Raw genomic sequence first — 24,417 nt, forward strand, 5'->3', positions numbered from 1 at the left:
CCGTACATGCTTGAGGAGGCCGGCTGATGGCACGGCGATACGACTGCAACGACGCGACCGACCGTACGACGGGTCTGCGCGAGGCCGCGTCAGCCGTCCGCCGCGGAGAACTCGTCGTGCTGCCCACCGACACCGTGTACGGGATCGGCGCGGACGCCTTCAGTTCACAGAGCGTCGGTGACCTGCTGGAGGCCAAGGGGCGCGGCCGCAACATGCCCTCGCCGGTCCTCATCGGCTCGCCCAACACCCTGCACGGCCTGGTCACCGACTTCTCCGAGCAGGCCTGGGAGCTGGTCGACGCGTTCTGGCCCGGCGCCCTGACCCTCGTCGCCAAGCACCAGCCCTCGCTGCAGTGGGACCTCGGCGACACCCGGGGCACCGTCGCCGTCCGGATGCCGCTGCACCCGGTCGCCATCGAACTGCTCACCGAGGTCGGTCCGATGGCCGTCTCCAGCGCCAACCTCACCGGCCACCCCTCGCCGGAGACCTGCGACGCCGCCCAGGAGATGCTGGGCGACTCCGTCTCCGTCTACCTCGACGGCGGGCCGACCCCGGGCATCGTGCCGTCCTCGATCGTGGACGTCACCGGCAAGGTGCCCGTCCTGCTGCGCGCCGGCGCGCTCTCCGCGGAGGACCTGCGCAAGGTGGTACCCGACCTCGAGGTGGCCAATTGACCGCCCCCGAGGGGCGTGGCATAGCGGGGCGGGCCGACACTTTCCGCATCCTCCACGTCAGCACCGGCAACGTCTGCCGCTCGCCGATCACCGAGCGGCTGACCCGCCATGCCCTGGTGGACCGCCTCGGAGACCCGCTCCAGGGCGGGCTGATCGTGGAGAGCGCCGGCACCTGGGGCCACGAGGGCGCCCCGATGGAGGCCAACGCCGAGGTGGTGCTCGCGGACTTCGGGGCCGACGCCACCGGCTTCACCGGCCGTGAACTGCTCGACGAGCACGTGATCCGCGCCGACCTGGTCCTCACCGCCACCCGCGACCACCGGGCCCAGGTGATCTCGATGGGCCACTCGGCCGGGCTGCGCACCTTCACGCTCAAGGAATTCACCCGGCTGGTCCGGGCCATAGACCCGGCGACCCTGCCCGACGCCCGCGAGGAGGGCGTCGTGGAGCGCGCCCGCGCCCTGGTGAGGGCCGCCGCCGCGCTGCGCGGCTGGCTGCTGGCGCCGACCGCGGAGGCCGACGAGGTGTACGACCCGTACGGCGCCCCGATCACGTTCTTCCGGTCCATCGGCGACGAGATCAGCCAGGCCCTGGACCCGGTCGTCACCGCGCTGACCGGCGTCTCCGCGCCGCACTGAGGGGCCTCAGGGCGGCCCGGGGCGGGCCGGGCGCACCATGGGCCCGCGACAGCGGGCAGCGGGCCCGACACGGGCCTACATCGGCGCTGACGCCACTCCTCCCCAGGCCCGGAGCCCCCGATACCGGTCACCCACGCTGCCGCACCCTCCGCCGCCGACGGCCTGCCGCAGGACTTCGGCGCCCTGCTCCACGAGGACCCGGAGATCGCCGGCGTACTGCTGGCGGAGCTGGACCGGCAGTCCGGCACCCTCCAGCTCACCGCCGCCGAGAACTTCGCCTCGCCCGCCGTCCTGGCCGCCCTCGGCTCCCCCCTCGCCAACAAGTACGCCGAGGGCTACCCGGGCAGCCGCCACCACGGCGGCTGCGCACAGGCGGACGCCGCCGAGCGCATCGCAGTCCAGCGGGCCACCGCGCTCTTCGGCGCCGAGCACGCCAACGTCCAGCCGCACTCCGGCTCCTCCGCCGTCCTCGCCGCCTACGCCGCGCTGCTGCGCCCCGGCGACACGGTCCTGGCGATGGGACTCCCGTACGGCGGCCACCTCACCCACGGCTCGCCCGCCAACTTCTCCGGCCGCTGGTTCGGGTTCATCGGCTACGGGGTGGACCCCGAGAGCGGGCTGATCGACTACGCGCAGGTCCGCGCCCTGGCCCGTGCGCACCGCCCCAAGGCGATCGTCAGCGGCTCCATCTCCTACCCCCGCCACCCGGACCACGAGCTGTTCCGGGAGATCTGCGACGAGGTCGGCGCGTACCTGATCGCGGACTCGGCGCACCCGATGGGGCTGATCGCCGGGGGAGCGGCGCCGAGCCCCGTGCCGTACGCGGACGTGGTCTGCGCGACCACGCACAAGGTGCTGCGCGGGCCGCGCGGCGGGATGCTCCTGTGCGGCGCCGAGCTGGCGGAGCGCGTCGACCGGGCCGTCTTCCCGTTCACCCAGGGCGGCGCCCAGATGCACACGGTGGCCGCGAAGGCCGTCGCGTTCGGCGAGGCGGCGGCGCCGTCCTTCGCCGCGTACGCGCACCGTGTGGTGGCGCACGCCCGGGAGCTGGCCGCCGACCTCGGCGACGAGGGCTTCGAGGTCACCACGGGCGGCACGGACACCCACCTGATCGTCGCCGACCCGGCCCCGCTCGGCGTCGACGGCCCCACCGCACGGGCCCGGCTGGCCGCCGCGGGCATCGTGCTCGACACCTGCGCCCTGCCGCACGGGGACGCCCGGGGTATCCGGCTGGGCACCGCGGCCGTCACCACCCAGGGCCTGGACGAGCGGGACATGGCACGCCTGGCGGTACTGATCGGCGCCGCAGTGCGCGGGGAGGGCGACGTCCTGGACCGGGTCCGGGAACTGGCGGCGCTCCACCCGCCCTACCCCGGGTGACATCGCCCGTTTGTCCGCGATGACGGCGGTCCGTGCAACCATCACGGGGTCATCTGTGTCCCTCACCATGGGACCGACCTAGTTAAGGTGTGGGCTGAGATGGCCGGCGACATTTTCTGGGGCAGCCCGTGCGTGACTATTTGCTGACACTCTGTGTCACGGCCGCTGTGACCTACCTGCTCACCGGTCCGGTGCGTAAGTTCGCCATCGCGGTCGGGGCGATGCCCGCGATCCGTGCCCGGGACGTCCACCGCGAACCGACCCCGAGGCTCGGCGGCATCGCCATGTTCGGCGGGCTGTGCGCGGGTCTGATCGTCGCCAACCACCTGGCCAACCTCGACGGCGTCTTCGAGCTCTCCAGCGAACCGCGGGCACTGCTCTCCGGGGCGGCGCTGATCTGGCTGATCGGGGTGCTGGACGACAAGTTCGAGATCGACGCCCTGATCAAGCTCGGCGGGCAGATGCTCGCCGCCGCCGTCATGGTCCTCCAGGGCCTGACGATCCTGTGGCTGCCGATCCCGGGCGTCGGCACCGTGGCCCTCACCCCGTGGCAGGGCACGCTGCTCACCGTGGCGCTGGTCGTGATCACGATCAACGCGGTCAACTTCGTGGACGGCCTGGACGGTCTGGCGGCGGGCATGGTCCTCATCGCCGCCGCCGCGTTCTTCCTGTACACCTACCGGCTCTGGTACGGGCACACGATCGAGGCCGCCGCCCCGGCGACGCTGTTCGCGGCGATTCTGATGGGCATGTGCCTCGGCTTCCTGCCGCACAACATGCACCCGGCCCGGATCTTCATGGGCGACTCCGGATCGATGCTGATCGGCCTCGTCCTGGCGGCCGGCGCGATCTCGGTGACCGGGCAGGTGGACCCGGACACCATGAAGATCTTCGAGGGCAGTGAGCGTCAGGCGACCCACGCGATGCTGCCGGTCTTCATCCCGTTGCTGCTGCCGCTGACCATCATCGCGATCCCGGCGGCCGACCTGGTCCTCGCGATCGTGCGGCGCACCTGGAACGGCCAGTCGCCCTTCGCGGCGGACCGCGGCCACCTGCACCACCGGCTGCTGGGGATCGGCCACTCGCACAGCCGGTCGGTGCTGATCATGTACTTCTGGTCGGCGCTGATCGCCTTCGGCGCGGTGGGCTACTCGGTGCACTCGACGTCCATGTGGATCGTGCTGGTGATCGTGGGGCTGAGCGCCCTGGGGCTGATCCTGCTGCTGATGCCGCGCTTCACCCCGCGTGCGCCGCACTGGGCGGAACGCTTCGTGCCGCCCCGCTACCGCCGCAGACGGCAGGGGCCCGGGGCGGAGGCTTCCGAGGCCGTGGAGGGCCAACAGGGGCCCGTGGACGGCCAGATGGACCGGGACGGGGCGGACGGATCGCAGGAGGGTCCGCAGGGCGGCGCGGGGGAGCGCGAGGCCGCGGCGACTGCCCCGGTCGCGGCAGGTGTCCCGGGCGTCAACGGAGCGACCGCGGTCGGCCACCGATCGCGTTTCGCGGACCGCCGCGAGGCCGGTTCCACCCGCCGGTGAACCCGGGCATAGCCGTCCATTAGCAGACAAACCCAAAGTCCGCATCGCTCACACGTGTCCGTTGGTCCTCACGTGTGACAGCAAGCACACTTTCTTGGTAAAGACCTCATCAAATAGTTTGTGATAGCGTTCACGAAGCCCGGTGACAGAGCCGGAGGACCTGCTGTAGCACGGTCCATCGGCCCGAGGCATCGACTCGGACCGGGCCTACGCTCGTCCATGACGACACACTGCCCACCCCCCTGCAAGCGGAGCTGCCGCCATGCCGTCCAACGACGTCCGGACTCTCCTCCAGACCGCCGTACCCACCGCTGTCGCCGGCGCCGTAGCCGTCGCGATCAGCGCTGGTGTCGCCGGCGGCAAGGGAGCCCTGGGCGCGGTCTTCGGGACGGTCGTGGTCATCCTCTTCATGGGGATCGGACTCATGGTCCTGCAGCGGACCGCCCGGTCCATGCCCCACCTCTTCCAGGCGATGGGACTCGCGCTCTACACGGCGCAGCTCCTGCTGCTGTTCATCTTCGTCGCCGTATTCAAGAACACTTCCCTGTTCAACCCGAAGGCCTTCGCGATCACGCTGGTCGCGACGACCCTCGTGTGGATCGGCGCACAGGCGCGTGCGCACATGAAGGCCAAGATCCTTTACGTGGAACCCGAGTCCGACAAGGGCGAGAAGCCCAGGAAACCGGGGTCCGAAGCGTGAAGGGTAGGGGCGGAATAAGTGCGGGGTCAGGACCCTGCTATCGTCCGGTTCCAACTGCGGCACTGCGGGCGCGTGCATGTGAGCTGACGCCTGCTCGATCGCGAGGCTCACATGCCTGACTGCCGCTCACACATCCGAAACACCAGTCCAGTGCCGAACCGCGGCTGTGCGCCGCGCCGACACAACGAGGTTGCCGTACCTATGCGCCACGCTGAAGGAGCCCGCGGTGAGTGCTGACCCGACACAGGTGCTCGCCTTCGAGACCGATTGCCACCTCTTCGACGGATGTGGCTTTCCGGCACCCGGCCTGCACTCGTTCCTGTTCGAACCCCTCTGGGGCGACGCGGACAGCAACTTGTACTTCAACAAGACGATGCTGCTGGCCCTGCTCGGCTCGGTCATCATCGTTGGCTTCTTCTGGGCCGCCTTCCGCAAGCCGAAGTTGGTGCCCGGCAAGCTCCAGATGACGGCTGAGGCCGGCTACGACTTCATCCGCCGCGGCATCGTCTACGAGACGATCGGCAAGCGCGACGGCGAGAAGTACGTCCCGCTGATGGTCTCCCTGTTCTTCGTCATCTGGATGATGAACCTCTGGTCCATCATCCCGGTTGCCCAGTTCCCCGTGACGGCGATCATCTCGTACCCGGCGATCCTCGCCGGAATCGTCTACCTCCTGTGGGTCGGTCTGACCTTCAAGAAGCACGGTTTCGTCGGAGCCCTCAAGAACTTCACCGGCTACGACAAGAACCTCGGCGGGGTCCTGCCGCTCTCGATGACCATCGAGTTCTTCTCGAACCTCCTGGTCCGGCCGTTCACGCACGCGGTCCGACTCTTCGCCAACATGTTCGCGGGCCACACGCTCCTGCTGCTCTTCACGATCGCCAGCTGGTACATGCTCAACGGCATCGGCATCGCCTACGCAGGTGTGTCGTTCGTGATGGTCCTCGTGATGACGGCCTTCGAACTCTTCATCCAGGCTGTTCAGGCCTATGTGTTCGTGCTGCTGGCCTGCAGCTACATCCAGGGCGCTCTTGCCAAGGGCCACTGAGCACCCCACCTCCTGAAGCACCCGGTGGCCAACCCCCACCGGACATTGAAAGAGAAGGAAGAACCGGCATGTCCGCTCTCCAGACCCTCGCCGCCGGCGTCGAAATCAAGGGCAACCTCGGCTCGATCGGTTACGGCCTCGCCGCGATCGGCCCCGGCGTCGGCATCGGCATCATCTTCGGTAACGGCACCCAGGCGCTCGCCCGTCAGCCCGAGGCTGCCGGTCTCATCCGCGCCAACCAGATCCTCGGCTTCGCCTTCTGTGAGGCGCTCGCCCTGATCGGTCTGGTCATGCCGTTCGTCTACCCGACCTCCTGACCGGTCGCGAACAGCCCATTCGACGGAAGGCACTGACGTGAACCCCCTGGTTCAGCTCGCGGCGGAGGAAGCGGAAAACCCGCTCATTCCGCCGATCCCTGAGCTCGTCATTGGCCTCATCGCTTTCGTCATCGTCTTCGGCTTCCTCGCCAAGAAGCTCCTCCCGAACATCAACAAGGTTCTGGAAGAGCGCCGCGAGGCCATCGAAGGCGGTATCGAAAAGGCCGATGCGGCCCAGACCGAGGCCCAGAGCGTTCTTGAGCAGTACAAGGCTCAGCTCGCCGAGGCCCGCCACGAAGCCGCTCGTATGCGCCAGGAGGCGCAGGAGCAGGGCGCCGTGATCCTGCAGGAAATGCGCGAGGAGGGGCAGCGCCAGCGCGACGAGATCGTCGCCGCCGGCCACGCCCAGATCGAGGCCGACCGCAAGGCCGCCGCCTCGGCGCTGCGCCAGGACGTGGGCAAGCTCGCCACCGACCTGGCCGGCAAGCTCGTCGGCGAGTCCCTGGAGGACCACGCCCGGCAGAGTGGCACCGTCGACCGCTTCCTCGACGAGCTCGAAGCGAAGGCCGAGGCCGTCCGATGAACAGCGCGAGCCGCGAGGCACTGGCTGCCGCACGCGAGCGTCTCGACGCGCTGACCGACAGCACGTCGGTCGACGCGGCGAAGCTCGCCGAGGACCTGGCCGGCGTCACGGCGCTGCTGCACCGCGAGGTGTCGCTGCGCCGGGTCCTGACCGACCCGGCGCAGCCCGGCGAGGCCAGGGCCGAGCTGGCAGCCCGGCTGCTCGGCGGCCAGGTGGGCGGCGAAGCCGTCGATCTGGTCTCCGGCATGGTCCGCTCGCGCTGGTCGCAGTCGCGTGACCTGGTCGACTCGGTCGAGGAGCTGGCGAACACCGCCGACCTCACCGCCGCCCAGCGCAACGGTGACCTGGACGACGTGGAGGACGAACTCTTCCGGTTCGGCCGCATCGTCGCCTCGGACACCGGTCTGCGTGCCGCGCTCACCAGCCGGACCGCGACCTCCGCCGCCAAGGGCGAGCTGCTGCGCAGCCTGCTCGGCGGAAAGGCGCGGCCCACCACCGAGCGCGTCATCGTGCGGCTTGTCACCCAGCCGCGTGGACGTAGCCTGGAAGCGGGACTCGACTCCCTCTCCAAGCTCGCCGCGGAGCGCCGGGAGCGCACGGTCGCGATCGTCACCTCGGCGGTGCCGCTCAGCGACCGGCAGAAGCAGCGCTTGGGCGCGGCCCTGGCGAAGATCTACGGCCGGCAGATGCACCTGAACCTGGACGTGGACCCCTCGGTCCTCGGCGGGATCGCGGTGCGGGTCGGTGACGAGGTCATCAACGGCACCGTCGCGGAGCGCCTCGACGAGGCGACCCGCCGCATGGCCGGCTGACACAAGCGCAGCGCAACAGAACAGAGCAAGACCAGCGGCCCGGTTGGGCCGTGCAGAAATTGCAGAAGATTCCTGGGGGTCGGCCCCCAGACCCCCTTAAGAAACTTCGGGCCCAACAAGGAGAGCAGGGAACCCAGATGGCGGAGCTCACGATCCGGCCGGAGGAGATCCGGGACGCGCTGGAGAACTTTGTCCAGTCGTACAAGCCGGACGCGGCCTCGCGCGAGGAGGTCGGTACGGTCAGCGTTGCCGGCGACGGCATCGCGAAGGTGGAGGGCCTGCCCTCCGCCATGGCGAACGAGCTGCTGAAGTTCGAGGACGGCACCCTCGGTCTCGCCCTCAACCTCGAGGAGCGCGAGATCGGTGCGATCGTCCTCGGCGAGTTCAGCGGAATCGAGGAGGGCCAGCCGGTGCGCCGCACCGGCGAGGTGCTCTCCGTCGGCGTCGGCGAGGGCTACCTCGGCCGCGTCGTCGACCCGCTTGGCAACCCGATCGACGGTCTCGGCGAGATCGCGACCGACGGCCGCCGCGCCCTCGAGCTGCAGGCCCCTGGCGTCATGGTCCGTAAGTCGGTGCACGAGCCGATGCAGACCGGCTACAAGGCCGTCGACGCGATGGTGCCGATCGGCCGCGGCCAGCGTCAGCTGATCATCGGCGACCGTCAGACGGGTAAGACCGCTCTGGCCGTCGACACGATCATCAACCAGCGCGACAACTGGCGCTCGGGCGACGTGAACAAGCAGGTGCGCTGCATCTACGTCGCCATCGGTCAGAAGGGCTCCACCATCGCCTCCGTGCGCGGTGCCCTCGAAGAGGCCGGCGCGCTCGAGTACACAACGATCGTCGCCGCCCCGGCGTCCGACCCGGCCGGCTTCAAGTACCTGGCGCCGTACACCGGTTCGGCCATCGGTCAGCACTGGATGTACCAGGGCAAGCACGTCCTGATCATCTTCGACGACCTCTCGAAGCAGGCCGACGCCTACCGCGCCGTGTCGCTGCTGCTGCGCCGTCCGCCGGGCCGCGAGGCCTACCCGGGCGACGTCTTCTACCTCCACTCGCGTCTGCTGGAGCGCTGCGCCAAGCTCTCCGACGACATGGGTGCGGGTTCGATGACGGGCCTCCCGATCGTCGAGACCAAGGCGAACGACGTGTCGGCGTTCATTCCGACCAACGTCATCTCCATCACCGACGGCCAGTGCTTCCTGGAGTCCGACCTGTTCAACGCCGGCCAGCGCCCGGCCCTGAACGTCGGTATCTCGGTCTCCCGCGTCGGTGGCTCCGCCCAGCACAAGGCCATGCGCCAGGTGTCCGGCCGGCTCCGCGTGGACCTCGCCCAGTACCGCGAGCTGGAGGCGTTCGCCGCCTTCGGTTCCGACCTGGACGCGGCCTCGAAGGCCTCGCTGGAGCGCGGTAAGCGCATGGTCGAGCTGCTGAAGCAGCCGCAGTACGCCCCGTTCCCGGTCGAGGAGCAGGTCGTCTCCGTCTGGGCCGGCACCAACGGCAAGATGGACGACGTCCCGGTCGAGGACATCCGCCGCTTCGAGTCGGAACTGCTGGAGTACCTGCGCCGCGAGCGCAAGGACCTCCTGACCAGCATCCGCGAGGGCGCCAAGATGTCCGACGACACGCTGCAGGCGATCGCCGACGCCGTCGCCGCCTTCAAGCAGCAGTTCGAGACCTCGGACGGCAAGCTCCTGGGCGAGGGCTGACCGATGGGCGCTCAGCTTCGCGTTTACAAGCGCCGCATCCGCTCCGTCACCGCCACGAAGAAGATCACCAAGGCGATGGAGATGATCGCCGCCTCGCGCATCGTCAAGGCGCAGCGCCAGGTGGCGGCGTCGACGCCGTACGCGACCGAGCTCACCCGTGCGGTGACCGCGGTGGCGACCGGCTCCACCACCAAGCACCCGCTGACCACCGAGGCCGAGACCCCGACCCGGGCCGCGATCCTGCTCATCACGAGCGACCGCGGTCTGGCCGGCGGTTACTCCTCCAACGCCATCAAGGCCGCGGAGAAGCTGACCGGGCGGCTGCGCGGTGAGGGCAAGGAGGTCGACACGTATGTGATCGGCCGCAAGGGTGTCGCCTACTACGGCTTCCGCGAGCGCAAGATCGCGGACTCGTGGACCGGCTTCACCGACAGCCCGACGTACGCGGATGCCAAGCGGGCGGCTGCTCCGCTGATCGAGGCGGTCACCCAGGAGACCGCCGAGGGCGGCGTCGACGAGCTGCACATCGTCTTCACGGAGTTCGTGTCGATGATGACGCAGAACCCGGTCGACGACCGGATGCTGCCGCTCAGTCTCGGTGCCACGGAGCAGGAGGACGGCAAGGGCGAGATCCTGCCGCTCTTCGACTTCGAGCCGTCGGCGGAGGACGTCCTCGACGCCCTGCTTCCGCGGTACGTCGAGAGCCGCATCTACAACGCGCTGCTGCAGGCCGCTGCTTCCGAGCACGCCGCCCGCCGCCGCGCGATGAAGTCGGCCACCGACAACGCCGGTGAGCTCATCAAGACGCTCTCTCGGCTTGCCAACGCGGCCCGCCAGGCCGAAATCACCCAGGAAATCAGCGAGATCGTCGGTGGTGCCAGTGCGCTGGCCGACGCGACCGCGGGGAGTGACAAGTAATGACGACCACAGTTGAGACGGCCGTTGCCACGGGCCGCGTCGCCCGGGTCATCGGCCCGGTCGTCGACGTGGAGTTCCCCGTCGACGCGATGCCGGAGATCTACAACGCGCTGACCGTCGAGGTGGCCGACCCGGCCGAGGACGGCAAGCTCAAGAAGCTGACGCTCGAGGTCGCCCAGCACCTCGGTGACGGCGTGATCCGCGCGATCTCGATGCAGCCCACCGACGGCCTGGTCCGCCAGGCCCCGGTGACCGACACGGGCACGGGCATCACGGTTCCCGTCGGCGATGTCACCAAGGGCAAGGTGTTCAACACCCTCGGCGAGATCCTGAACAAGCCGGAGGCCGAGTCCGAGGTCACCGAGCGCTGGCCGATCCACCGCAAGGCGCCCAACTTCGACCAGCTCGAGTCCAAGACCGAGATGTTCGAGACCGGCGTCAAGGTCATCGACCTCCTCACCCCGTACGTCAAGGGTGGAAAGATCGGTCTGTTCGGTGGTGCCGGTGTCGGCAAGACCGTGCTGATCCAGGAGATGATCTACCGCGTCGCCAACAACCACGACGGTGTGTCGGTGTTCGCGGGCGTCGGTGAGCGTACCCGTGAGGGCAACGACCTCATCGAGGAGATGGCCGACTCCGGCGTCATCGACAAGACGGCGCTCGTCTTCGGCCAGATGGACGAGCCGCCGGGGACGCGTCTTCGGGTCGCCCTGGCCGGTCTGACCATGGCGGAGTACTTCCGCGATGTGCAGAAGCAGGACGTGCTCTTCTTCATCGACAACATCTTCCGGTACACCCAGGCCGGCTCCGAGGTGTCCACCCTGCTCGGCCGTATGCCGTCCGCGGTGGGTTACCAGCCGAACCTGGCCGACGAGATGGGTCTGCTCCAGGAGCGCATCACGTCGACCCGCGGTCACTCGATCACCTCGATGCAGGCGATCTACGTCCCCGCGGACGACCTGACCGACCCGGCGCCGGCCACCACCTTCGCCCACCTCGACGCGACGACGGTTCTCTCCCGTCCGATCTCCGAGAAGGGCATCTACCCGGCCGTGGACCCGCTGGACTCGACGTCCCGCATCCTCGACCCGCGGTACATCGCCGAGGACCACTACGCGGCGGCCATGCGTGTCAAGGGGATTCTCCAGAAGTACAAGGACCTCCAGGACATCATCGCGATCCTCGGTATCGACGAGCTGGGCGAGGAGGACAAGCTCGTTGTCCACCGTGCCCGTCGTGTCGAGCGCTTCCTGTCGCAGAACACCCACGTCGCCAAGCAGTTCACCGGCGTGGACGGTTCGGACGTGCCGCTCGACGAGTCGATCGCCGCGTTCAACTCGATCTGCGACGGTGAGTACGACCACTTCCCCGAGCAGGCGTTCTTCATGTGCGGTGGCATCGAGGACCTGAAGGCCAACGCCAAGGAGCTCGGCGTCTCCTGAGCCCCCGGCTCACCGAGGGGGGCGGGTGCGTCCCGTCCCCCTCACCACGCCCCGTAGAATTGACCCAACACCCGGCACGACCGCCGGGTGGTGACCCGAGGAGCCACCCTTGGCTGCTGAGCTGCACGTCGAGCTGGTCGCCGCGGACCGCAGTGTCTGGTCCGGCGAGGCCACCCTGGTCGTCGCGCGCACCACGTCCGGCGACATCGGCGTCATGCCCGGTCACCAGCCGCTTCTGGGTGTGCTGGAATCGGGCCCGGTGACGATCCGTACGAGCGACGGCGCGACCGTCGTCGCCGCGGTGCACGGCGGTTTCATCTCCTTCGCGGACGACAAGCTCTCGCTTCTCGCCGAGATCGCGGAGCTGGCCGACGAGATCGACGTCCAGCGCGCGGAGCGTGCGCTGGAGCGTGCGAAGTCGGACACGGACGCCGCTTCCGAGCGGCGCGCCGAAGTACGACTGCGTGCGGTGGCGGCACACTAGCCACCTCACGACAAGGCTTTACCCTCAGCCGCGGCCCGTGCTGGAGACCCCTCCAGACCGTGTCGCGGCTGAGGCGATGCAGATGCAGGTGAAGTTCGGACGGTATCCGTTTACTCGACGACGCGAGGAGGTCGGTGGAGATGTTCCTCGCACTGTTGGTGGGCGGGCTGGTCGTCGCACTGGTCGCGATTGGACTCTTCGTCTTCGGTCTGCGCCGGCGGCTGATTCAGCGCTCCGGCGGGACCTTCGACTGCAGCCTGCGGTGGAACATTCCCGCCGAGCCCGATCTGTCGGGCAAGGGCTGGGTGTACGGCGTCGCCCGCTACAGCGGCGACAGGGTGAACTGGTTCCGGGTCTTCAGCTACTCGCCGCGTCCGCGCCGGGTGCTTGAGCGGTCCGCGATCGAGGTCGTGGCCCGTCGCCTGCCCGAGGGCGAGGAGGAACTGGCCCTCCTCTCCGACGCCATCGTGCTCGGCTGTCTCCACCGGGAGACCCGCCTGGAGCTGGCGATGAGCGAGGACGCGCTGACCGGCTTCCTCGCCTGGCTGGAGGCGGCTCCGCCCGGCCAGCGGGTCAATGTGGCTTGATAGGGGTCTCGCCGGCAGGGGGCACCTCCCGGACGGAGTCCGGGGGAGGGTGAACGTGGTGTAGGGCCTGTCCGTCGGACAGCCCTTGGGGGCGCCTTTCCGCAGCCGTCAGCCGCTGGCTGACGGCTGCGGCGCTTGCCGCGTGGTGCCGGCCGATGACTGGCGGCTTGGCTACGTGGCGCCGGCCGGCGGCGGTAGGAACGCGAAAACCGGGGAGACAGGGGGCGGACCTGTCTCCCCGGTGCTTTCGGGGGTTACGCGATGTGCGGTGCCGTGGTGCTAGTTCAGGCCGTTGTGCATCGCGTTCACGAGTTCACCGTTGCTGGTGTCCCCGCTGAATTCCCAGAAGAACGCGCCTCCCAGGCCCTGGTTCTTCGCCCAGGTCATCTTCGAGCCGATGGTGGCCGGGGTGTCGTAGCTCCACCAGTTGGTGCCGCAGTGCGCGTACGCCGTGCCGGCGATGGTGCCGGTGGCGGGGCAGCTGTTCTTGAGGACCTTGTAGTCCTCGATGCCCGCCTCGTACGTGCCCGGGGCGGCGCCGGTGGCGGTGCCGCCGGGGGCGTCCTGGGTGACGCCGGTCCAGCCGCGGCCGTAGAAGCCGATGCCGAGCAGCAGCTTGGAGGCGGGGACGCCCTTGGCCTTCAGCTTGGCGATCGCGTCGGCGGAGGTGAAGCCGTCCTGCGGGATGCCGTTGTACGAGGTCAGCGGGGAGTGCGGGGCCGTCGGGCCCTTCGCGTCCCAGGCGCCGAAGAAGTCGTACGTCATCACGTTGTACCAGTCGAGCGACTGCGCGGCGCCGGCGTAGTCCGCCAGGTCGAGCTTGCCGCCGGTGGAGCCGTCGGCCGAGATGGCGGCGGTGACCAGGTTGTTGCTGCCGAACTTCGTGCGCAGCGCCGAGGTGAGCTTCTTCAGCGAGTCCGGGCCGCTGGTGTCACAGGTCAGGCCGCAGGCGTTGGGGTACTCCCAGTCGATGTCGATGCCGTCGAAGACATCGGCCCACCGCGGGTCCTCGACCAGGTCGTAGCAGGACTGGGCGAACGCGGCCGGGTTCTGGGCCGCCTGGCCGAAGCCGCCGGACCAGGTCCAGCCGCCGAAGGACCACAGGACCTTGATGTTCGGGTACTTCGCCTTGAGCTTGCGCAGTTGGTTGAAGCTGCCGCGCAGCGGCTGGTCCCAGGTGTCGGCCACGCCGTCTACGGACTTGTCGGCCGTGTACGCCATGTCGTAGTCGGCGTAGGAGTCGCCGATGGTGCACTTGCCGCCCTGGACGTTGCCGAAGGCGTAGTTGATGTGCGTGATCTTCGCGGCCGAACCGGAGGTGTCCAGGTTCTTGACGTGGTAGTCCCGGCCGTAGACGCCCCAGTCGGTGAAGTAACCGAGGTTGACCTTGCCGCCGGTGTTGCCGTTGCCGTCACCGTCACCGTCACCGTCACCGTTGCCGCCACCGGTGGTGTGCACCTTGACCGCGCCGCTGACCGGGCCGGTCTGGTCGGCGGTGTCACGGGCCTGCACGGTGTACGAGTAGTCGGTGCCCGCGGTGAGGCCGGTGTTGGTGTACGTGGTGCCGGTGACCGTGGCGACGACCGCGCCGTCCCGCAGGACGTCGTAGTTCTTGATGCCGTGGTCGTCGGTGGCCGCGGTCCAGCTGAGCTTCGCCGAGGTGTCGGTGATGTTGCTCGCGGTGGGGGTGCCCGGCGCCGAGGGGGCGTTGTCGCCGGGGACGCTGCCGCCGTCGCAGGATGCGCCGTTCAGTGTGCAGTTGGTGGCGGCGCCGCTGCCGGAGCCGGTGCCGTTGAAGCCGAAGGAAACGCTGGCGCCCGGGGCGACCGTTCCGTTCCAGCCGACGTTCTTGGCGGTCCAGTGGTTGCCCGTGTGGGTGACGGTGGCGTCCCAGGCGGAGCCGACGGCGGTGCCGCTGGGGAAGTCCCACTCGATGGTCCAGGAGCTGAGGGCGGTGGTGCCGGTGTTCTTCACCGTCCACTGGCCCTCGAAGCCGCTGCCCCAGTCGGACTTCTTGAGGTACGTGGCCGTGGCGGAGGTCGCCGCCTCGGCGGGGGAGGCCATGCCGACCATGGCGGCAAGGGGAAGGAGCAGTGCGGTGAGGCCCGCGACGGCTCTTGTTCTGGTGGCTTCTCCGGACCCGAGTCTGAATCGGGTCCGGCGGGGGGTCTCAGTGCTCAACGGTGCTCCTCGGGAGAGGTCCGGACATACGGGGTGGTCCGTGGACTGCAAACCCTGCGCCGCCCTGAGCCCGCTTTGTCATGGCAGGCTCACCGCAGTGTGCTCGGTGAGATTAGGAAGGTCTGGACCAATCGTCAAGAGGTCTGGACCAAAGTTCGGCGTCCTGATGGGAATAAACCTCAGACGCCCAACTCCTGGGCCAGCACAGCCGCCTGAACCCGGCTCCGCAGCTCCAGCTTCCCCAGCAACCGGCTGACGTGCGTCTTCGCCGTCGCCTCGGCCATGGACAACCGCACGGCGATCTCCGCGTTCGACAGCCCCTCGCCCAAGCATCCCAGCACCTCGCGCTCGCGCCGGGTCAGCGTCTCCAGCACCGCCGAGTCGGGCGCCCCCGACGGCCGTACGGGGGCGGAGCCGGCGAACTCCGCGATCAGCCGGCGCGTCACCGCCGGGGCGATCAGCCCCTCGCCGCGCGCCACCGTGCGGACCGCGTCGAGCAGCCCACGCGCCTCGGTGTCCTTCAGCAGGAAGCCCGACGCCCCGGCGCGCAACGCGCCGAACACATAGGCGTCCAGGTCGAAGGTGGTCAGCACCAGCACGTCCGGGAGATGCTCGTCCACCACCTGCCGGGTGGCCGACACCCCGTCGAGCCGCGGCATCTGTACGTCCATCAGCACCAGGTCCGGACGCAGCTCGCGGGCCAGCCGCACCGCCTCCTCGCCGTCGCCCGCCTCCCCGACGACCTCGATGTCCGGCGCGCTGCCCAGGATGAGCACCAGCCCCGCCCGTACCGCCGCCTGGTCCTCCGCGACCAGCACCCGGATCGTCATGACCACATCCCGCCTTCCGTACCGTCCGGGACGGGCAGCCGTGCCCGTACCCGCCACAACCGCGCATCGTCCCCTCCCGCCACCGGGCCCGCCTCGAACTCCCCGCCGAGCAGCGCCACCCGCTCCCGCATCCCCACGAGACCGGCCCCTGACCCCGGTGCGCGCGGCCCCGTCCGGTCGCCGAGCACGCTGCTCACCTCCACCGTCAGCAGCCGCTCCGTCTGCCCGAGCCGGACCGTGACCGGGCCCGGCGCCGCGTGCTTGAGGGCATTGGTCAAGGACTCCTGCACGATGCGGTACGCGGCCGGCTCGACCGGCGCCGGCAGCCGCTCCCGGTCCGCCCGGGTGTCCTCCAGGACGCAGCTCAGCCCACTGGACGCGGCGCTCGCCCGGTGCTGCTCGACCAGCGCGTCCAGTGAGGCCGGCGTCGGCGAGCTGCTGGGCTCCGGGTCGGCCGATCCGGTGCGCAACAGCCCGATCAGACGGCGCATTTCGGCCAGACCCTCGACGCTGTTCTCACGGATCACCCCGAGGGCGTTGCGCGAGGTCTCCGGCTCGTCGATGGAGAGCGCGGCGGTGGAGTGGATCGCGATGGCGGACAGGTGGTTGGCGACCATGTCGTGCAGCTCGCGCGCCATCCGGGCCCGCTCGGCGGTCACCGCCTGGGTGCGGTCCATCTCGGCGAGCAGGGCGATCTGGTCGGCGCGCAGCCGGGCGGCGTCGGCGGCCTCGCGGTGGTTGCGGACGCTGACCCCGGTGAGGGCGGGAGCGAACGCGACCAGGGCGGTGAGGATGCCGACGAGCAGGGCCTCGGCGTCGCGGAACCAGGCCAGGAAGCCGATCGTGACCCCGACGGTGATCAGGAACGTGGTCACCGGGATGCGGCGGGCGGCGGCCGGGGTGCCGTAGAGGACGGCCGCGTACATGATGTCCGTGAACATCAGCACGGTCGCCAGGTTTCCCGGGGTGAACTGGTCGGCGACCAGCGCGAGGGTGCCGATGACCAGCGCGGTCTGCGGTGCGCCGCGGCGCAGCGGTTCGAGCCCCGCCATCACCGTGAGCGGGACGAGAGCGGTCCAGGACGCGTCGAGCGGGCGGCCGTTCTGCATGCGCAGCCCGAGCAGCGACAGGACCGCTCCGCCGAGCAGTCCGACGGCCGCGATCAGGATGTCGTGGCGGTGGGGGCGGGCCGAGGAGAACACCTGCCCATCCAACACGTACGGCCCGCCGCCGCACCTGTGCTCGGCGGGCGATCCGCCACTACATCGAAGGATGCAGTCGCCTTTCGTCACCGGGGCCGACGACCGGCGGCGGCGCGGGCGGGAGCCTGGAGGGGAGGGAAAGGAAACGGACCGTGATCGTCACACTGATCGTCGCCTGCGAGATCGCCTTCTGGGTGCTGCTGGCCGCCGGCCTGGCGCTGCGCTACGGGGCGCGCAGGCCGCGCCTGGGCGCCGCCGTCCTGCTGTGCGAACCGGTGCTCGAACTCGTCATGCTCGTGGTGACCGCCGTCGACCTGAAGAACGGGGCGGCCCCCGACTGGAAGCACGGGCTCGCCGCCGTCTACATCGGCTTCACGGTGGGCCTCGGGCACTCCACCATCAAGTGGGCCGACGCCCGGGTCGCCCACCGCTTCGCCGGCGGCCCGCCCCCGGTGAAGCCGCCGAAGTACGGGACGGCGCGGGCCGTGCACGAGTGGCGGGTCGCCGGCCGGTGGACCGTGGCCGCGGTGACGGCGCTGGCGCTGCTCCAGGCGGCGGTCTGGTACGTGGGCGGCGACGGGGACGTGTCCTCGTTGCAGTCGTGGCAGCGGACGATGCTGTTCGTGATCGGGATCAACCTGGTGATCGCGGCGAGCTACACCGTGTTCCCCGAGCGGGAGCCCCACAAGGGCCCGCCCGCGAGCTGATCCCCTCGCGGGCGGCCCCCCGGCTCAGCGCTCGCCGCCCGGCACCCACAGGATGTCGCCGACCTCCTTGTTCGCCACCCGGGCGAGGATGAACAGCAGGTCGGAGAGGCGGTTGAGGTAGGTGGCGGTCAGCGCGTTCATCACCTCGCCGTGCACCTCCATCGCGGCCCAGGTGGAGCGCTCGGCCCGCCGGACCACGGTGCACGCCTGGTGGAGCAGCGCGGCGCCCGGCGTACCGCCCGGAAGGATGAAGCTGCGGAGCTTCTCCACCTGCTCCAGGTAGTGGTCGCAGTCCGCCTCCAGCTTGTCGACGTAGCTCTGCTCGACCCGCAGCGGCGGGTACTCCGGGTTCTCGACCACCGGCGTCGAGAGGTCGGCGCCCACGTCGAACAGGTCGTTCTGCACGCGGACGAGGACCTTCACGACGTCGTCGGACAGCTGCCCGAGGGCGATCGCGGTACCGATGACCGCGTTGGCCTCGTTGGCGTCGGCGTACGCGGAGATCCGCAGATCGGTCTTGGCGGTCCGGCTCATGTCACCGAGGGCGGTGGTGCCCTTGTCGCCGGTACGGGTGTAGATGCGCGTCAGATTGACCATGCGGCCAGCCTAGTTAGGCCCCGGCCTTCTTGAAGACACGTGTGCCCACGGTCACGGCGAGTGAAGGCGTCCTGGAGCGTGGCGCCGGGGGAGCCCGGCGTAGCGGGTCTTCAGCGCGTCCGGTGTGCCCTCCGCGGCCACCAGGCCCCGGTCGACCACGACCAGCCGGTCGGCGAGGGCGTCCGCCTCGTCCAGGTAGTGCGTGGTGAGGACGACGGTGGTGCCGGACTCGTCGCGAAACAGAGGCACTTAAATATTGCGGTGACTACAAATATTCAGGAGCCCCAGAGCGATCTACGATGGAGTCATGGCTGAGGGACTCAGGGAGCGCAAGAAGCGGCAGACCAGGCAGTACCTCTCGGACCTGGCCACCGGCCTGTTCCTGGAGCGGGGCTTCGACGCCGTCACGATCGCCGAGATCGCGCACGCCGCCGACGTCTCGGTCAACACGGTCTACAACTACTTCCCCACCAAGGAGGACCTCTTCCTCGACCGCGGCGCCGGCATGATCGAGCGCCTCTCCCGGTACGTCAGGGGGCGGGACGAGGGCGAGTCCGCGGCCGACGCCGTCCTGCGGGAGCTGCGCGTCCAGGTCGAGAGCGTCTCGCCCACCGTCGGGCTGATGGAGGGGTACGCCCGCTTCATGCGGGTCATCGAGGGCGCCGACGGCCTCAAGGCCCGCCTGTGGCTCATCCAGCAGGAGGCCCAGCAGCACCTGGAAGCGACCCTCACCGAGGTGTCCGGTGCCGCGCCCGGGGACGGGACGCCGGTCCTGGTGGCCGGTCAGCTCTCCTGGGTCCACAGCACACTCATGGCCTACGTCGGCCGCGAGATGGTCGCCGGACGCAAGGCCGCCGAGGTCTCCCGGGACGCCCTCGTCCTGCTCGACGACATCGAGGACCTGCTGGGCGAAAAGGTGCTCAACTACGCCCGCCGCACCGCCGAATGACACATCCTGGTGTGATGTCCGTCATTTGAGACGTGACGCGCATCTCTTCGCGGCCCCAGCGCCCGCCACGGGTACTAACCTCCGCCGGAGGGCATGGACCAGAACCATTGACAAGACACAGGGGTGCCAACGTGGCCAGGAAGCTCGCCGTCATCGGAGCCGGACTCATGGGGTCCGGCATCGCTCAGGTCTCCGCCCAGGCGGGCTGGGACGTCGTCCTGCGCGACGTCACCGACGAGGCGCTGACCCGGGGCCGCGACGGCATCAAGGCCTCCTACGACAAGTTCGTCGCCAAGGGCAAGCTCGAAGCCGCCGACGCCGAGGCCGCGCTCGGCCGGATCACCACGACCACCGACCTGGACGCCGTCGCCGACGCGGACATCGTGGTCGAAGCCGTCTTCGAGAAGCTGGAGGTGAAGCACGAGATCTTCCGGACCCTCGACAAGATCGTCCGGGACGACACCGTGCTCGCCTCCAACACCTCCGCCATCCCGATCACCAAGATCGCGGCCGTGACGGAGCGCCCGGAACGCGTCGTCGGCGTCCACTTCTTCTCGCCGGTCCCGATGATGCAGCTCTGCGAACTCGTACGCGGCTACAAGACCAGCGACGAAACCCTCGCCACCGCGCGGGAGTTCGCCGAGTCCGTCGGCAAGACCTGCATCGTCGTCAACCGCGACGTGGCCGGCTTCGTCACCACCCGGCTGATCTCGGCGCTCGTGGTCGAGGCCGCCAAGCTCTACGAGTCGGGCGTCGCCACCGCCGAGGACATCGACACCGCCTGCAAGCTCGGTTTCGGCCACGCCATGGGCCCGCTCGCCACCGCCGACCTCACCGGCGTCGACATCCTGCTGCACGCCACGGGCAACATCTACACCGAGTCCCAGGACGAGAAGTTCGCCGCCCCGGAGCTGATGCGCCGGATGGTCGATGCAGGTGACATCGGGCGCAAGAGCGGGCAGGGCTTCTACACCTACTGATCATTTTCGGTCCGGTCCGGCTGATCTGCCGTCAATCAGGCCGGGTGCCAGTCGGGGAACGCCGGCCGCGACCGGCTGAGCCACCGGGGTCCGCGGCCATCCCGCATCACTCCTCGGAGTGAATTCGGTATCGGTTCGCTTACAGACGGCAACTACCCTGTCGCTGCCGCAGTCAGTTGGGGCAGAGACAGTTTCGGACAGACGGACCGGGCCACGGAGCATTCCAGGGGAGCGCATATGCACATCAGGGGCGACCACGCCGAGCTGGTCGTCGGGGGCCGCCTCGACGTCCGAAGCGCGGCGGACGCCCGTACGGTCCTGCACTCGGCCCTCGACGACGGCGTCGGAGATCTGGTGCTCGACCTGACCGAGCTGGATTCGTGGGACGCCACCGGACTCGGCGTCATCATGGGCGCACACCGCAGGGCCGGACGCGCCGGACGGCGCCTCGTGCTGCGCGGCGTACCCCCGCAGATGCAACGCCTCCTGGTGGCCACCCGGCTGCACCGCATCCTCGCCATCGAGGGCGGGATCGCCGCGGAGTCGCTGCCGCGCGTCTGAACGCGCCCGGCGGGGGGACGCGCCGTGTCCCCGGACGGACCCTCGGTGACCGTGCGGTTCGAAGGCGCACAATCCTCACGAGACCGTGATCTGTGGGGCGGCGAGCCACCCCGGATGTTCGTAGATACTGTGCGAAGGTTTAGGGTTCGGCCGTCTGCCGATTGACGGACCCACCCGGCGGACACCGGACCGTGAGCGGACGTGCGAGGCCGGGAGGGGCAACCGTGCTCGACGCGTCTTGGGGGCTTTGGCGATGGACCCGATACACCGGGGGCCGGAAGAGTTCGGCCACGACAGCGAAGGCTCCGCCGAGGAAGCCGGCCGGCGCCGTCCCTCCCGCGATCCGCTGACTCCGGATTTCGGTCAGCAAACACCGCAACAGGCCCGCGTCGTCAGGCTCGTCGCCGGCGACCTGCTGCTCACCGTCAACCCCGTCGACGGCAGCGAGGTCGAGCTCTGCCCGCCCGGCGAGCAGCCCGCCGCGCCCGTCCGCCGCACCCCCGCCGAGCGCGCCGACCGCGCCCGCGCCGCCGCACCCCCCGTGCCGCCCGGCCCGCCCCTCCTCCAGCTCCCCCTGCTGCGGCGCGAGGACGAACGCGAACGGCTGAGCCGCCTGCTCGCCCGCGGACGCTCGGTCCGGCTCACCGGCCCCGCGGGCTCCGGCCGCACCGCCCTGCTCGACGCCGTCGCGGCCGACTGCGCCGAACTCGCGCCAGACGGGGTCGTCCGCCTCAGCGGCTACAAGCGCACCGTCACCGACCTGCTGCACGGACTCTTCGACGCCGTCCACGACGCACCACTGCACCGCCCCGACCGCCCCCTGCTCCTGGAGAAGCTGCGCTCCGTCGGAGCCGTCGTCGTCCTGGACGACCTGGAGTTCGGCGGCGCGGCCCTGGACGAACTGCTCGACGCGACCCCCGAGTGCGCCTACCTGCTCGCCGCCACGCCCGACGTCCCCGCGCCCGGTGCCGACTCCCACCTCGAAGAGGTCTTCCTCACCGGCCTCGACCGCGCCACCTCCGTCGACCTGCTGGAACGGGTCGTCGAGCGGCCGCTCACCGAGGAGGAGGCCAACTGGGCCGGAGACCTCTGGTTCGAGTCCGAGGGCCTGCCCCTGCGCTTCGTCCAGGCCGGCGCCCTGCTGCGCCAGCGCGACCAGCTGCGCACCGACCCCACCGCGTACGACGAGTACGGCTACCTGGAGAACCGGCCCGCCGACGCGCCCCCGGCCCCCGATGACGCCGCCGAGGCGGAGGACACCGGGACACCGCTGCCCAGCCTCGGCGAGGGCGCGGCGCCCGCCGCCCTGCTCGCCTCCCGGCTGAGCGGCGCCGCACGCGACACGCTGCGCTTCGCGGTGGCGCTCGGCGGCGAGGTGCCGCACCAGGCCCACCTGCCGGCGCTCGTCGGGGACACCCACGCCGACGCGGCACTCGGTGAGCTGGCCGGCTGCGGCCTGCTCTCCCCGGCCGGCTCCCGCTACCGGCTGGCCGCCGGTGTGCTCGCCCAGCTGGTCGCCGCCGGATACGACGACGAGGCCGCCGACCGGGCACGCGCGGCCGCCCAGCACTACGCCTGGTGGACCGGCCACCCCTCGGTCACCCCCGCCCGGGCCACCGCCGAGGCCGACGCGATCATCGCGGCCATGACCCAGTTGGTGCCGGGGGAGGAGGCGGGGCAGACGAGCGCCGCCGTGCTCCTGGCCCGCAGCGCCGCCCCCGCCTTCGCGGCCGGGCTGCACTGGGGTGCCTGGGAGCGGGCCCTGCGGATCGGTCAGGAGGCCGGCCGGCTCGCCGGGGAGGTCGCGCAAGAGGCCTACTTCCACCATGAGTTGGGTGTCCTCGCGCTCTGCACAGGCAATCCCGGCCGGGCCAGGGCCGAGCTGGAGACCTCCATCAGCATGCGCGGGGCGCTCGCCGACAAGAGCGGCGCGGTGGCCGGCCGGCGGGCGCTCGCCCTGGTGGAGGACCGCGCCGGGGGCCCGGCCGGGAGCGGTCCGCCCGCGGGCGACGAGACACCGGCCGGGCCGTTCGAGGTGCCCCCGCCCCTGGCTGTGCCCGCCGTCCCGCCGGTCCCGGTGCAGCGCGCGTTCGACGACACGGCGGTGGTGCCCCGGCAGGAGGCGCCCATGGCCGGCAAGGGGCCCGAGCGGGGCGGCCCCTTGGCGCTCCTGGGCGGGGCCCGGCGCAACCTGGTCGCGGCGGGCGCGGGCGTGCTGCTGGCCGGGGTCCTCGGCACGGTGGTGACGCTCGGGCTGACGTCGAGCAGTGACCCGCAGGGCGACCCCGGCGCCTCGACCGAGCAGTCGGTGACCGAGGACGACGGCATCGAGGACGGAGACGTCACGGCCGACGAGCCGGCGGACGGTGCGACCCCGACGGTCAGGGAGTCGGGCTCCGCGTCCACGTCGGCTACGCCCGGACCCTCGGGCAGCGGGTCGGCGCCGGCGGACGCGGTGTCGCCTTCGGCGACGTCTTCGGCGGTGGAGACGCCCTCGTCTCCGGATGCGCCGTCGTCGCCCTCGGCGACGGAGTCGTCCGGGGTGCCGTCCGGGACGACGAAGCCGGCGCCCACGAAATCGGCCACGGCGTCGAGCAGCCAGGGGCCCTCGGAGCCGGAGTCGGAGTCCCCGAGCCCTACGGAGACGGAGGGGGAGCCGTCGACGACGCCGGACACCTCCGACTCCGCGAGCGGGCCCTCCGGCGGGGTGAGCGGGAGTCCGTCGGTGCTCTAGCCGGTGCGGGTGCGTCCCGGCCGAGCTCTTGTCCGCAATCGCCGGACGGGCTTCAAGGGCTCAGAACAGTCGCAGCTTGTCGTCCTCGATGCCCCGCATCGCGTCGTAGTCGAGGACCACGCAGCCGATGCCTCGGTCCGTGGCCAGGACGCGGGCCTGGGGCTTGATCTCCTGGGCGGCGAAGATGCCCTTCACGGGTGCCAGGTGCGGGTCGCGGTTCAGCAGCTCCAGGTAGCGGGTCAGCTGCTCCACGCCGTCGATGTCACCTCGCCGCTTCAGCTCGACGGCCACCGTCTGCCCGTCGGCGTCGCGGCACAGGATGTCGACCGGGCCGATGGCCGTGAAGTACTCGCGGCGGATCAGCGTGTAGCCCTCGCCGAGGGTCTCGATCCGGTCGGCCAGCAGTTCCTGGAGGTGCGCTTCCACGCCGTCCTTGATCAGCCCCGGATCGACGCCCAGCTCGTGGGACGAGTCGTGGTGGATTTCCTCCATCGTGATGATCAGTTTTTCGCCCGCCTTGTTCACCACGGTCCAGACGCCCTCGGTGTCGCCGCTGCCCTCCTTCAGGGTGCAGGGCGGCGACATCCAGTTGAGCGGTTTGTACGCCCTGTCGTCGGCGTGAATCGACACGCTCCCGTCCGCCTTCACCAGGATGAGACGGGGAGCGGAGGGCAGGTGGGCCGTGAGCCGGCCCGCGTAGTCCACGGAGCAGCGGGCGATGACGAGACGCATGGTCGGCAACGCTACTCGACGTGGGGGGCTCGACGCGATTCACGAGTCCGCCGCCCCCGCCCCTTCCGGACCTGACGCTTTCTGTCTTGCCCCTCTTTGAACCCCTTCGTTATT

At 70.3% G+C, this 24,417-nt stretch carries 24 protein-coding genes and 1 pseudogene; 19 read left to right on the top strand and 6 right to left on the bottom strand.

What is annotated here, in order from left to right:
• Positions 1-26 precede the first annotated feature (26 nt).
• The 14 genes from E6P78_RS10555 to E6P78_RS10620 all read left to right on the top strand — a co-directional run bounded on the left by E6P78_RS10555 (position 27) and on the right by E6P78_RS10620 (position 12,830).
• A complete protein-coding gene (locus E6P78_RS10555; protein ID WP_136203282.1) occupies positions 27-674 on the top strand; it encodes an L-threonylcarbamoyladenylate synthase in 648 nt (215 codons plus the stop codon).
• On the top strand, positions 671-1,312 hold the full coding sequence (locus E6P78_RS10560; RefSeq protein ID WP_136203283.1) for a protein-tyrosine-phosphatase: 642 nt from the start codon (positions 671-673) through the stop codon (positions 1,310-1,312). Before E6P78_RS10555 ends, E6P78_RS10560 begins: the two co-directional genes overlap by 4 nt.
• Before the next feature lie 120 nt (positions 1,313-1,432).
• Complete coding sequence (glyA, locus tag E6P78_RS10565) at positions 1,433-2,692, top strand: serine hydroxymethyltransferase (RefSeq protein WP_136203284.1); 1,260 nt, start codon at positions 1,433-1,435, stop codon at positions 2,690-2,692.
• A gap of 116 nt (positions 2,693-2,808) precedes the next feature.
• A complete protein-coding gene (locus E6P78_RS10570; protein WP_136203285.1) occupies positions 2,809-4,230 on the top strand; it encodes an MraY family glycosyltransferase in 1,422 nt (473 codons plus the stop codon).
• A 262-nt stretch (positions 4,231-4,492) separates the two neighbouring features.
• Positions 4,493-4,930, top strand: coding sequence for a hypothetical protein (locus tag E6P78_RS10575; RefSeq protein ID WP_136203286.1), 438 nt, complete (start codon positions 4,493-4,495; stop codon positions 4,928-4,930).
• A gap of 226 nt (positions 4,931-5,156) precedes the next feature.
• On the top strand, positions 5,157-5,978 hold the full coding sequence (atpB, locus tag E6P78_RS10580; protein ID WP_206307777.1) for a F0F1 ATP synthase subunit A: 822 nt from the start codon (positions 5,157-5,159) through the stop codon (positions 5,976-5,978).
• 68 nt (positions 5,979-6,046) lie between these two features.
• Positions 6,047-6,295: an ATP synthase F0 subunit C gene (gene atpE / locus E6P78_RS10585; RefSeq protein ID WP_018102636.1), complete on the top strand. Its 249-nt coding sequence runs from the start codon at positions 6,047-6,049 to the stop codon at positions 6,293-6,295.
• A 37-nt stretch (positions 6,296-6,332) separates the two neighbouring features.
• Positions 6,333-6,878, top strand: a complete 546-nt coding sequence (locus E6P78_RS10590) for a F0F1 ATP synthase subunit B (RefSeq protein ID WP_018550041.1) — start codon at positions 6,333-6,335, stop codon at positions 6,876-6,878.
• Positions 6,875-7,690: a F0F1 ATP synthase subunit delta gene (locus tag E6P78_RS10595; RefSeq protein WP_136203287.1), complete on the top strand. Its 816-nt coding sequence runs from the start codon at positions 6,875-6,877 to the stop codon at positions 7,688-7,690. Before E6P78_RS10590 ends, E6P78_RS10595 begins: the two co-directional genes overlap by 4 nt.
• A gap of 137 nt (positions 7,691-7,827) precedes the next feature.
• A complete protein-coding gene (gene atpA / locus E6P78_RS10600; protein WP_136203288.1) occupies positions 7,828-9,399 on the top strand; it encodes a F0F1 ATP synthase subunit alpha in 1,572 nt (523 codons plus the stop codon).
• Positions 9,400-9,402: 3 nt separating this feature from the next.
• Entirely contained in the window at positions 9,403-10,317 is a 915-nt protein-coding gene (locus E6P78_RS10605) for a F0F1 ATP synthase subunit gamma (RefSeq protein ID WP_136203289.1), read from the top strand.
• On the top strand, positions 10,317-11,759 hold the full coding sequence (gene atpD / locus E6P78_RS10610; protein WP_136203290.1) for a F0F1 ATP synthase subunit beta: 1,443 nt from the start codon (positions 10,317-10,319) through the stop codon (positions 11,757-11,759). The genes E6P78_RS10605 and atpD overlap by 1 nt, the downstream gene beginning before the upstream one ends.
• 109 nt (positions 11,760-11,868) lie before the next feature.
• Positions 11,869-12,243: a F0F1 ATP synthase subunit epsilon gene (locus E6P78_RS10615; RefSeq protein WP_136203291.1), complete on the top strand. Its 375-nt coding sequence runs from the start codon at positions 11,869-11,871 to the stop codon at positions 12,241-12,243.
• A 140-nt stretch (positions 12,244-12,383) separates the two neighbouring features.
• Complete coding sequence (locus E6P78_RS10620) at positions 12,384-12,830, top strand: DUF2550 domain-containing protein (protein WP_136203292.1); 447 nt, start codon at positions 12,384-12,386, stop codon at positions 12,828-12,830.
• Positions 12,831-13,109: 279 nt separating this feature from the next.
• On the opposite strand, the gene E6P78_RS10625 is transcribed toward E6P78_RS10620, so the two are convergent.
• The 3 genes from E6P78_RS10625 to E6P78_RS10635 form a co-directional block, all read right to left on the bottom strand.
• Positions 13,110-15,011, bottom strand: a complete 1,902-nt coding sequence (locus E6P78_RS10625) for a glycoside hydrolase family 18 chitinase (RefSeq protein ID WP_136203293.1) — start codon at positions 15,009-15,011, stop codon at positions 13,110-13,112.
• A gap of 179 nt (positions 15,012-15,190) precedes the next feature.
• On the bottom strand, positions 15,191-15,841 hold the full coding sequence (locus E6P78_RS10630; protein ID WP_136203294.1) for a response regulator transcription factor: 651 nt from the start codon (positions 15,839-15,841) through the stop codon (positions 15,191-15,193).
• A complete protein-coding gene (locus E6P78_RS10635) occupies positions 15,838-17,043 on the bottom strand; it encodes a histidine kinase (protein WP_136203295.1) in 1,206 nt (401 codons plus the stop codon). The genes E6P78_RS10630 and E6P78_RS10635 overlap by 4 nt, the downstream gene beginning before the upstream one ends.
• Positions 17,044-17,195: 152 nt before the next feature.
• Between E6P78_RS10635 and E6P78_RS10640 the strand changes: the two genes are divergently transcribed.
• Positions 17,196-17,750, top strand: coding sequence for a hypothetical protein (locus E6P78_RS10640; protein WP_136203296.1), 555 nt, complete (start codon positions 17,196-17,198; stop codon positions 17,748-17,750).
• Between the two features lie 24 nt (positions 17,751-17,774).
• Here the strand turns inward: E6P78_RS10640 and E6P78_RS10645 are convergent, their stop codons facing one another.
• Positions 17,775-18,347, bottom strand: a complete 573-nt coding sequence (locus tag E6P78_RS10645; protein WP_136203297.1) for a cob(I)yrinic acid a,c-diamide adenosyltransferase — start codon at positions 18,345-18,347, stop codon at positions 17,775-17,777.
• Positions 18,335-18,584, bottom strand: a pseudogene (locus E6P78_RS10650) (hypothetical protein); the annotation flags it as partial. The gene E6P78_RS10645 and the pseudogene E6P78_RS10650, both read right to left, overlap by 13 nt.
• A gap of 70 nt (positions 18,585-18,654) precedes the next feature.
• Here E6P78_RS10650 and E6P78_RS10655 point away from each other — a divergent pair.
• The 4 genes from E6P78_RS10655 (at position 18,655) to E6P78_RS10670 (ending at position 23,571) form a co-directional block, all read left to right on the top strand.
• A complete protein-coding gene (locus tag E6P78_RS10655; protein ID WP_136203298.1) occupies positions 18,655-19,296 on the top strand; it encodes a TetR/AcrR family transcriptional regulator in 642 nt (213 codons plus the stop codon).
• 131 nt (positions 19,297-19,427) lie between these two features.
• A complete protein-coding gene (locus E6P78_RS10660) occupies positions 19,428-20,276 on the top strand; it encodes a 3-hydroxyacyl-CoA dehydrogenase family protein (protein WP_136203299.1) in 849 nt (282 codons plus the stop codon).
• Between the two features lie 237 nt (positions 20,277-20,513).
• A complete protein-coding gene (locus E6P78_RS10665) occupies positions 20,514-20,837 on the top strand; it encodes an STAS domain-containing protein (RefSeq protein ID WP_018102617.1) in 324 nt (107 codons plus the stop codon).
• A gap of 253 nt (positions 20,838-21,090) precedes the next feature.
• A complete protein-coding gene (locus E6P78_RS10670) occupies positions 21,091-23,571 on the top strand; it encodes an ATP-binding protein (protein WP_136203300.1) in 2,481 nt (826 codons plus the stop codon).
• 60 nt (positions 23,572-23,631) lie between these two features.
• Here the strand turns inward: E6P78_RS10670 and nucS are convergent, their stop codons facing one another.
• Positions 23,632-24,303, bottom strand: coding sequence for an endonuclease NucS (gene nucS / locus E6P78_RS10675; RefSeq protein WP_136203301.1), 672 nt, complete (start codon positions 24,301-24,303; stop codon positions 23,632-23,634).
• Positions 24,304-24,417 lie beyond the last annotated feature (114 nt).

It is taken from the genome of Streptomyces sp. A0958, from assembly GCF_004795035.1.
Classification (GTDB): Bacteria; Actinomycetota; Actinomycetes; order Streptomycetales; family Streptomycetaceae; genus Streptomyces.

Coding starts and splice junctions, on each gene's coding strand:
- E6P78_RS10555 (WP_136203282.1), top strand. CDS start 27: ATGGCACGGCGATACGACTGCAACGACGCGACCGACCGTACGACGGGT.
- E6P78_RS10575 (WP_136203286.1), top strand. CDS start 4,493: ATGCCGTCCAACGACGTCCGGACTCTCCTCCAGACCGCCGTACCCACC.
- atpE (WP_018102636.1), top strand. CDS start 6,047: ATGTCCGCTCTCCAGACCCTCGCCGCCGGCGTCGAAATCAAGGGCAAC.
- E6P78_RS10595 (WP_136203287.1), top strand. CDS start 6,875: ATGAACAGCGCGAGCCGCGAGGCACTGGCTGCCGCACGCGAGCGTCTC.
- atpA (WP_136203288.1), top strand. CDS start 7,828: ATGGCGGAGCTCACGATCCGGCCGGAGGAGATCCGGGACGCGCTGGAG.
- E6P78_RS10605 (WP_136203289.1), top strand. CDS start 9,403: ATGGGCGCTCAGCTTCGCGTTTACAAGCGCCGCATCCGCTCCGTCACC.
- atpD (WP_136203290.1), top strand. CDS start 10,317: ATGACGACCACAGTTGAGACGGCCGTTGCCACGGGCCGCGTCGCCCGG.
- E6P78_RS10620 (WP_136203292.1), top strand. CDS start 12,384: ATGTTCCTCGCACTGTTGGTGGGCGGGCTGGTCGTCGCACTGGTCGCG.
- E6P78_RS10630 (WP_136203294.1), bottom strand. CDS start 15,841: ATGACGATCCGGGTGCTGGTCGCGGAGGACCAGGCGGCGGTACGGGCG.
- E6P78_RS10645 (WP_136203297.1), bottom strand. CDS start 18,347: ATGGTCAATCTGACGCGCATCTACACCCGTACCGGCGACAAGGGCACC.
- E6P78_RS10655 (WP_136203298.1), top strand. CDS start 18,655: ATGGCTGAGGGACTCAGGGAGCGCAAGAAGCGGCAGACCAGGCAGTAC.
- E6P78_RS10665 (WP_018102617.1), top strand. CDS start 20,514: ATGCACATCAGGGGCGACCACGCCGAGCTGGTCGTCGGGGGCCGCCTC.
- E6P78_RS10670 (WP_136203300.1), top strand. CDS start 21,091: ATGGACCCGATACACCGGGGGCCGGAAGAGTTCGGCCACGACAGCGAA.
- nucS (WP_136203301.1), bottom strand. CDS start 24,303: ATGCGTCTCGTCATCGCCCGCTGCTCCGTGGACTACGCGGGCCGGCTC.